Consider the following 6,527-nt stretch of genomic DNA (forward strand, 5'->3'; position numbering starts at 1 on the left):
CACCCCGTCGGCGGTGACCACCTGGCCGGAGGCGAGGGCCGCCTCGAGCTCGGCGAGCCGGTCGGGGAACCGCCGGCGCAGCTCCTCGGGGATGCTGCGGGGCCCCCGACCGGGGTCGGCGAGCCGGATCCGGACCGGGTCCACGCCGTCACGCAACGGCAGGGGCCTTCGCGGACGTCCGGACTTCGGCATATGCAGAGTCTAGTCGTTGGGCTACACTCACTTTTCGCCCCAGGCACCCCATGCGTCACTTGCATGCCAGCTGCCCCCTTCACCCCAGGAGCACCCATGATCGACGCCGTTGTCGACTTCTTCCTCTTCGGTCCCGGCCGCGCCTTCCTCCCGGCGTTCCAGGGCAGCTTCAACATGGCGTACCCGCCCAACGCCCCCTTCCCCGACGAGTTCTGAGAACGCCTCCACGAACCACCCGTGGCGGTAGTCTCAAGGCATGGCTTCACTCGAGAATTCCGTGGTCGTCGGCATCGACGGTTCAGCAGCCTCGACCGGCGCCGTCGCGTACGCCGCCAACACCGCCGCCACCCGGCGGGTCCCGCTCGTGCTGGTGACCAGCTACACGATGCCGGCCGCCATGTTCGCCGAGGGCATGGTCCCGCCCCAACCCGTCTACGACGAGTTGGAGAAGGAGTGCCAGCCGATCGTGGAGCAGGCCAGGGCCACCGCCCTCAAGGTCGCCCCGGACATCGAGGTCTCGCACGCGATCGTCGAGGGCAACCCCTCGCAGGTCCTGATCGACTACTCCCGCAAGGCCAAGATGATCGTCCTGGGCTCGCGCGGACTGGGCGGGATCAAGGGGATGGTCCTCGGTTCGGTCTCGGCCTCGGTGGCCAGCCACGCGTTCTGCCCGGTCGTGGTGACCCGCGAGGACACCGACGACCTCGACCGCTCGGGCCCGGTCGTGGTGGGGGTCGACGGTTCCGAGGTCAGCACCAAGGCCACCGCGTGGGCCTTCGCCGAGGCCTCGGCCCGCGACGCCACCCTGATCGCGGTGCACACCTGGATGGACCCGCAGGTCCAGGCCGCCGCCGCGGGGATCGCGCTGACCGACGAGGACTGGCGGCAGCTCGAGGAACAGCAGCTCGAGGTCCTGTCCGAGCGGCTCGCCGGCTTCTCCGACCGCTACCCCGACGTGCGGATCGAGCGGGTCGTCACCCGCGATCGCGCGGTCCGGGCACTCGTGGAGCAGGCCGAGAAGGCCCAGCTCGTCGTCGTCGGGTCCCACGGGCGGGGCGGATTCACCGGCATGGTCCTCGGCTCGACCAGTCGGGCGCTCCTGCAGGCCTCGCCCTGCCCGGTGATGGTCGTGCGCCCGGAGTCGCACTCGTGAGCGCCGGGGAGGACATCCGGGTGCAGCGCAATGCCGCCGCCGGCCGGTTCGAGATCGTGGTCGACGACGTCGTGGCGGGTTTCGCCGACTACAGCGACGCCGACGGCGTCAGGACCTTCCCGCACACCGTGGTGGACAAGGAATTCGGCGGCCGCGGCCTGGCCGGGCGGATGATCGGCGAGGCCCTAGAGGTCACCCGCGACGAGGGCCTGCGGGTGCGGCCCGCCTGCGAGTTCGTCGAGCGCTACGTCCAGAAGAACCCGGACTCGGCGGACCTCGCCTGAGAGCCACTGCTCACATGACACCTGAGGTGCAGGTGAGTAACGAATAAGCGACGATTAACCCCACACACGGCCCGACCGGAGGCGTTCGGGGCGCAAGCGTGTTCTGCTGTGGGTGCGGCTCGCACTCGGGCCGAGTACCTCTCGGGAAAGGATTACATCATGGGGACAATCATCGCCTGGATCATCATCGGCGGACTCGCCGGTTGGATCGCCTCCAAGATCATGAAGCGTGACGCCCAGATGGGCATCCTCGCCAACATCGCCGCCGGCATCGTCGGCGCGTTCATCGTCGGTTGGCTCGTCTCGTTCTTCACCAACAGCGAGGGTGGCGCGATGCCGCAGGCATTCTCCATTCCCGGCGTCCTCGCCGCTATCGTCGGTGCCTGTCTCGTGATCTGGCTCGTCAGCCTCGTCGGCGGTCGCAGCAACCGCGGCACCCGCGTCTGATCAGGTCAGACCAGAACGTGCCGGACGGCCCGGCCCCGATCCATCGGGGCCGGGCCATCCGCATTTCGACGCGAGCGCCCGACAATTCCGGCATCACTCCGATAGGCCGATAGTCTGTCCCCTGTGACGAGCGCACGGTCGACCAAACCCGGACCGCGGGAGCGGCTCCTGGCCACGTCGACCCGCCTGTTCTCCACGGACGGGATCCGCGCGGTGGGGATCGACCGGATCCTCAGGGAATCCAAGGTCGCCAAGGCCAGCCTCTACAACACCTACGGTTCCAAGGACGAGCTCGTCGTGGCGTACCTGAGGGCCATGGCCGAACGGGACCGGGCGCTGTGGCAGCGACGAGCGGACGCCGCGCCGGACTCGCGCGGACGCATCCTCGCGCTGTTCGACATCGTCCGTGAGCGCGTGGAGCCCGCGACCCCCGGCTCGTGCCACCTCGCCGCCGCCATCGAGTTCCCCCGCCCCTGCACCGACGGCGAGCGCGCCATCCGGGCGGCGGTGTCCGATCAACGGGCCTGGGTCGCCTCCACCCTCCGCTCCGAGCTCGCCGGTATGGGGCTCGAGGACCCCGACAACATCGCGGACCTGGCGGACCGGCTGGCGATCCTCCACGACGGTTCCGTCACCGCCGCCATGCTCGGAGAGGTCGAGACCTCGGCGATGACGGCACGGAGCATGGCCGAGCTCATCCTGGGGATGGTCACGGAACCCTCGTGACGCGCGCGGCGGGTGTGGTGGGCGAGGTGCTGGTGACGCTCGGCGTCGTGCTGGCCCTCTTCGTCGTCTACCAGGTGTGGTGGACCGACCTGGGCGCGGCGCGCGCCCAGTCCGCCGCCGATGCCGAACTGGACCAGCGGTGGGGTGGACCGGACAACCCTCGGGGTCGCGGAACGCGAGCCGATGACGGGGACCCGGGGCTCTCCGCACTCGCCGACGGCACCGCGTTCGCCCGTCTGTACATCCCCGCGTTCGGCTCGGACTACCGGTTCGCGGTGGTGTCCGGGACCAGCGACGCGGCGCTGGAGACCGGGCCCGGGCACTACACGGAGACCCAGGGTCCGGGTGAGCCTGGCAACTTCGCTGTCGCCGGGCACCGGGTGGGCCGGGGATCGCCGTTCAACGACCTGGACGCCCTGCGCTCGTGCGACGCCCTGGTGTACGCCACGGTTGACCGGTGGCTGGTCTACCGGGTACTGCCCGTGGACGCCCCCGACCGCGCCTCGGCCCGCGCCCGGGCCGCCGAATGCCTACCCACGGACCTCGCCGACCGCGCGACGTCCGGCATGTACGAGGGGCTGTCCGGTGTCTCGGTGGTCCGCCCGGAGGACGTGTGGGTGATCGACGCGGTACCCGGACGCGCCGAGCCCGCCTCCCCCGACCTGCTGCCCCTGGCCACGCTCACCACGTGCCATCCGCAGTATTCGGCGGCGGAACGGCTCGTGGTGCACGCGGTACTCGAACGCAGCGAGGCGCGGGTACCCGGCGAACTCCCCGCCGAGCTGGGGGGTCGGTGATGTACGCCTGGCTCTACCGGAGGCTCCCCGGGCCCACGCCGGTGCGGATCGTGCTGGTCGTCGTCCTGATCGCGGCGGTGTTCCTGTTGCTCATGGAGGTGGTGTTCCCCGCCGTCGAGGCGCTCATGCCGTACTCCCACGTGGCGGTCGACCCGGTCGCGGCCTCCCCGCCCGCCCCCTGAGCACGTCGGCCCCCTGACTCAGTCGGCCACCCGGGGTGCGACGAGCTCGGCCACCCGCTGGACCTTGACCGACTGTTCCTGCGTGGACTGCACCGCCAGGACCTGTGTCCCGCGGGCCAGGACCACCAGGGCGCCCCCCGGGCCGCCGGTGCGGCCACCGGTCCACCCGCCCTCGACGTGCGAGCGCTCCGACTCGCCGACCGGCGCCGAGCCGTCCACCAACTCGGTGGCCCGCTCCTCCGACTCGACCGAGTACACGGTGGTCGTGAGCTGGACTGCCCCGTCGGCGCTGTAGAAGAAGCAGGCGGCGGGGTCGACGCGGTCGTCGATCCGCACGTCGGTGGCCAGCTCGCCGTTGAGCCTCGACGCCTCGTCGACCGACAGGTACGGGCACTCCGCACTGGTCACCGGCTCGACCTGCGGGATCTCCGGCTCGCTGGTCTCCGGCGGCGCGGTCCGGATCGTCCCCATCTCCGGCGCCGGCTCGGTGTCCCCGCCGCACCCCGCCATCACGCCGAGCAGGACGACGGACAGGGGTGCGAGAAGGGTCGTGGCGGCGATACGCATGATGACCAGGATAGGACCCGACCCGCTGGGTAAGGTCATCACCACCGAACTGAGAGACCGACACTCATCGACCACCGACGGGGAGGCGCCCACGTGACCGGCCCACCCACGCAGGCGCAGGGCGCTGACCGCACCGAGCATCGCCGGCGCGAGCTGCGCGAGACCATCTCCTCGGTCGCGTTGGACCTGGCCCTCGAGCGGGGGCTCGACGCCGTGACGGTGGACCAGATCGCCAAGGCCGCCAACGTGTCCCGTCGGACGTTCTTCAACTACTTCCCCTCCAAGGCCGCCGCGTGCATCCCGGACGCCTTCCCCCCGGACCGCGACGCGGTGCACCTGTTCCTCACCGACCGGTCCGTGTCCACGCTGACCGCGCTCACCCGCCTGCTGTGGCTGCAGGTCGCGATGGCCCGGCAGGAGACCCCTCTGTTCAACCGGTTCCACGACATGTGGCGGCGGGAACCGGGGATCCGCACCGAGGTGTACGCGATCCTGTCCCGGACGGAGGAGGAGCTGGCCGCCCTGGTGGCCCGCCGGGAGGGCAGGGATCCCGGGTCCGTGGAGGCCGCGACGGTGGCGGCGGCGTCCATCGCGATCGTGCGGGTGGCGGTCGAGCAGTGGCGCACCGACGAGTCGCCGACCCTCCTGGAGGACCGGATCCGCGAGTCGTTCGACGCCGTCATCAGGGCGACCGAGATCCTCCCCGGCGACGCCTGACCCGTCCGGGCGGGCGTCCGCGGAACGGTCGGGATCAGGGATCGGACGCCGACGTCGTAGGATCGGCCCATGCGATCGCAGCGACCCCGTCCCGGAACCGGGGGACGAATCGCCCGGGGGTTCGTGGCGTCGGCGGCGATGGTGGCCGTGTCGGGGTGCTCCGCGCTCGGCTTCTCCGACGCCGGCGAGACGGGTCCACCCCGGATCTCGCCGGAACCCCGGCCCGACATCGCCGCGGCGATGGTCGAGGGACGACCCGCCCCCGATGCTCGGCTGAACGCGTGTGAACTCCTCGACCTGACGCCCGCCGAACTGATCGAGCTCACTGACGCCGACATGCCCGAGGTCGAGCCCATCGGCTCCGGCGATCTGGGCCTGATGTGCACCTACGGCGGTCCGGGGTCACCGGAGTTGTACGAGATGCAGCAGGCGGAGGCGGACGCCGAGGCAGAGGCGGAGGCGGAAGCCGGGGCCGAGGCGGAAGACGGGTCGGAGACGGGAACAGGCACGGCGACAGGGACGACGGAGACCGGGACTGCCGACCCCGGGGACGGGACGGGCGAGGAGCCGGAGTCCGTGGCGGGGGCCGACACCACCACGGAGGTCAAGCCCATGCCCACGACCTCGCCCACGACCACCCGGACCACCACCGGTGAGCGGGACGAGATCCCGGACACCTTCGCGGCCGGGGTGGTCAAGCCACGTGGGGGCCCCCAGGCCGCGCTGCGCGGCCAGCCCGCGATGTTGGGGGTGCGGTACGCGTGTTCGGAGATCCGCGGAGCCGACGGGGCGTCGATCGAGGATGCACCCCCGGCCGCTCCCGAGGCGCCCGCCCCGGTCCGACCCGAACTCGATACCGCGTACATCGACTGCGTGGCGGCCCCGACCGGCGGGGGCGTCGAGGTCCACACGATCCTCATCGCGGACAACGACCTGTGGCACATCACGTTGATCAGCCCGGAGACGCCGCGTTCGCCCGATGCCGAGGCACGGGCACTGGAGGGCCTGCGCAGGGTCGCCGAGCACATCCTCGACTGAACCCGGGCCGCCCGGCGCGGAAATGGGGAACGACGCCGGAGCCCCTCAGCATCCGACGCCGTTCCCTCCTGCGGACTGCGCATCGCGCCTTCCGGAATCCACGCTCGCCTCGGAAGGCGGCGGGCCGACACCCCCCCAGGTGCCCCGGTATTCATACCGGCCCCTCGTCGTGAAGTAACAGCCCCTCGTCCGCACTTCACCTCGCCACCGCACCCCCCGGCCGGTGACTGGAAGAACTCTATGTTGCACCCGCGGAGCAGGCAAGGCCATGATCTGCGGTTCTTCTGTTGACTTTGGGTCAACAATTGGAGACGGAGGATCTACCAGCGGTTCTGCGAGCGCCGTTACCAATGAACATTGGAACCGTGACCCGGCGGGCCCGGGACCGTGCGGATCGGACCCGCGAGGCCCGGTCGGCCCGACG

9 protein-coding genes and 1 pseudogene are annotated in these 6,527 nt (G+C 71.1%); 8 read left to right on the plus strand and 2 right to left on the minus strand.

What is annotated here, in order from left to right; all coding sequences use genetic code 11:
* A pseudogene (locus tag G6017_RS09175) lies at window positions 1-192 on the minus strand (pseudouridine synthase); the annotation flags it as partial.
* A gap of 256 nt (window positions 193-448) precedes the next feature.
* On the opposite strand from G6017_RS09175, the gene G6017_RS09180 reads away from it, so the two are divergent.
* The 6 genes from G6017_RS09180 (at window position 449) to G6017_RS09205 (ending at window position 3,781) form a co-directional block, all read left to right on the plus strand.
* Window positions 449-1,345, plus strand: coding sequence for a universal stress protein (locus G6017_RS09180; protein ID WP_179523576.1), 897 nt, complete (start codon window positions 449-451; stop codon window positions 1,343-1,345).
* A complete protein-coding gene (locus G6017_RS09185; RefSeq protein WP_182617058.1) occupies window positions 1,342-1,629 on the plus strand; it encodes an N-acetyltransferase in 288 nt (95 codons plus the stop codon). The genes G6017_RS09180 and G6017_RS09185 overlap by 4 nt, the downstream gene beginning before the upstream one ends.
* A gap of 156 nt (window positions 1,630-1,785) precedes the next feature.
* On the plus strand, window positions 1,786-2,076 hold the full coding sequence (locus G6017_RS09190) for a GlsB/YeaQ/YmgE family stress response membrane protein (protein WP_182610645.1): 291 nt from the start codon (window positions 1,786-1,788) through the stop codon (window positions 2,074-2,076).
* Between the two features lie 123 nt (window positions 2,077-2,199).
* On the plus strand, window positions 2,200-2,802 hold the full coding sequence (locus G6017_RS09195) for a TetR family transcriptional regulator (protein ID WP_182617060.1): 603 nt from the start codon (window positions 2,200-2,202) through the stop codon (window positions 2,800-2,802).
* Window positions 2,799-3,599 (plus strand): class E sortase, encoded by an 801-nt coding sequence (locus G6017_RS09200; RefSeq protein WP_347237973.1) that lies wholly within the window; start codon window positions 2,799-2,801, stop codon window positions 3,597-3,599. The genes G6017_RS09195 and G6017_RS09200 overlap by 4 nt, the downstream gene beginning before the upstream one ends.
* On the plus strand, window positions 3,599-3,781 hold the full coding sequence (locus tag G6017_RS09205; RefSeq protein ID WP_179523579.1) for a hypothetical protein: 183 nt from the start codon (window positions 3,599-3,601) through the stop codon (window positions 3,779-3,781). Before G6017_RS09200 ends, G6017_RS09205 begins: the two co-directional genes overlap by 1 nt.
* An 18-nt stretch (window positions 3,782-3,799) precedes the next feature.
* On the opposite strand, the gene G6017_RS09210 is transcribed toward G6017_RS09205, so the two are convergent.
* Window positions 3,800-4,348, minus strand: coding sequence for a DUF2020 domain-containing protein (locus G6017_RS09210; RefSeq protein WP_182617062.1), 549 nt, complete (start codon window positions 4,346-4,348; stop codon window positions 3,800-3,802).
* A 93-nt stretch (window positions 4,349-4,441) separates the two neighbouring features.
* Between G6017_RS09210 and G6017_RS09215 the strand changes: the two genes are divergently transcribed.
* Window positions 4,442-5,065, plus strand: coding sequence for a TetR family transcriptional regulator (locus tag G6017_RS09215; protein ID WP_179523581.1), 624 nt, complete (start codon window positions 4,442-4,444; stop codon window positions 5,063-5,065).
* Window positions 5,066-5,134: 69 nt separating this feature from the next.
* The gene (locus G6017_RS09220; RefSeq protein WP_182617063.1) at window positions 5,135-6,103 is read left to right on the plus strand and encodes a hypothetical protein; all 969 of its coding nucleotides are present in this window, start codon (window positions 5,135-5,137) and stop codon (window positions 6,101-6,103) included.
* The last annotated feature ends 424 nt before the right edge of the window (window positions 6,104-6,527 follow it).

The organism is Dietzia sp. B44, assembly GCF_014145245.1.
GTDB lineage: Bacteria > Actinomycetota > Actinomycetes > Mycobacteriales > Mycobacteriaceae > Dietzia > Dietzia natronolimnaea.